General features: G+C 37.2%; 1 protein-coding gene and 1 pseudogene. One reads left to right on the top strand and one right to left on the bottom strand.

Features of this window, described 5'->3' with window-relative positions:
- A pseudogene (locus F6K49_RS49245) lies at positions 1–166 on the top strand (HlyC/CorC family transporter); the annotation flags it as partial.
- Positions 167–308: 142 nt separating this feature from the next.
- On the opposite strand, the gene F6K49_RS49240 reads toward F6K49_RS49245, so the two are convergent.
- A complete protein-coding gene (locus tag F6K49_RS49240) occupies positions 309–587 on the bottom strand; it encodes a hypothetical protein (protein WP_293110041.1) in 279 nt (92 codons plus the stop codon).
- Positions 588–1,399 lie beyond the last annotated feature (812 nt).

Raw genomic sequence — 1,399 nt, 5'->3', positions numbered from 1 at the left:
ACTGGATGAATATGGGGGTGTTTCTGGTGTAGTCACCCTGGAAGATGTACTGGAAGTGCTAACCGGTGAAATTGTTGATGAGACTGATCGAAACATTGATCTACAAGCAATTGCTCGTAAACGGCGAGAAAAAATGTTGCAATCTTATGGGCTTGATCAGGATTAGTTTTCGGTAAAATAATAAATAGAGGCTTTTTCTTTGAGATGTAAACATAGAATTGAAAAAAAGCGATTAATCGCTGCTATTATGTCCCTATTGCCTGTTACTTGTTACCTTTAAATAAAGCTATATAAATAAAAAAAATGAGCTAGGTTTTGTGACATATTTTATAAGCTTGTTCTTCTGACTCTTCAAGAGTTTTAAATTGTGAGTATAGCTTTTCAATGGTTTCTTTATCGGTACTTTCTACGGTCACATTAAACACTATACTATTGAATTGATTTTGGGCTGTTTTTACAACTTCTTCAGCTTTCCGACAAGATGGATTTATGAGTATTTGATCAAGTTGAGGAAAACACCCACTTAAGCAAAACGTTAGTATAAAGATTATTATTCTATTAGCTTGGGCAATAGTAGCAAATTTCATCAGACAAGGGTGTAACTTAAGTTAATTCTAATACCCACTACTTAAGGTAATCTAGAGTTTCAGGAAATTTAATCCAAACCTCTGAACGATTCCACAACCCAAGTACCTAGGATTTGAAGTCTTTTCTAGAGCATCACTTCAGTCAACAGACTCTCCTGCTGGTTACTACTATAGAGATCCACTATAGAGATCCACGGTTGTGTACCTCTACTAACTGATAACTATTGACCTCAGTTTTTGGTTATCTTACCACTGGCACAAGCTTGAGATTATCTCTGCCACCCACGCGATCGCTTTTGTCAATTTGCTCTCAATACCCTTGAATTATTACGAATCTAGATGTTTGTCCTATAGGATGACCCTTAGGGCACAAGTTTTGGGCTGATCCGGTGTAATTGAGCTAAAAATAAGCCAAAAAGCCAACATAATCTATATCGGACAGGCAATATCGCACAGGTATTGAGCCCATATGTATCAGCCAAATGGCTGATTTTTGCGATGAGGGGTCACACCCCTCACCATTTGTGATAAATTTTAATTAGTAGATGCACCCTGATGATCGAGAGAGTCAAAAACGTGGCTCTCTTTTTTTTTTGGGCATAGGGATTGCCTGATAGAGGTAGCGTTTTCCCCAATCACTTGCCCCAAGCCAGCTGATGAAGCTGATCAAATAGACATCTTTAAAAGTATTTTTTAAAGTATTGCGAAATATATTTACCTGACAGGACAACTCTTGAACTATAGCGCTATATATTAAAGGATTGGGCTAATCTAATCGAAAACTTAACTAGAGGAATTTCCAGTAACCAACA

Source organism: Moorena sp. SIO3I6, from assembly GCF_010672095.1.
The sequence above is the reverse complement of the archived record's forward strand: the minus strand, read 5'-3'. Positions and strand labels throughout refer to the sequence as shown.

What these genes read in the sequence shown, in the direction of transcription:
- F6K49_RS49240 (WP_293110041.1), bottom strand. Translation starts at nt 587, where the DNA reads ATGAAATTTGCTACTATTGCCCAAGCTAATAGAATAATAATCTTTATA.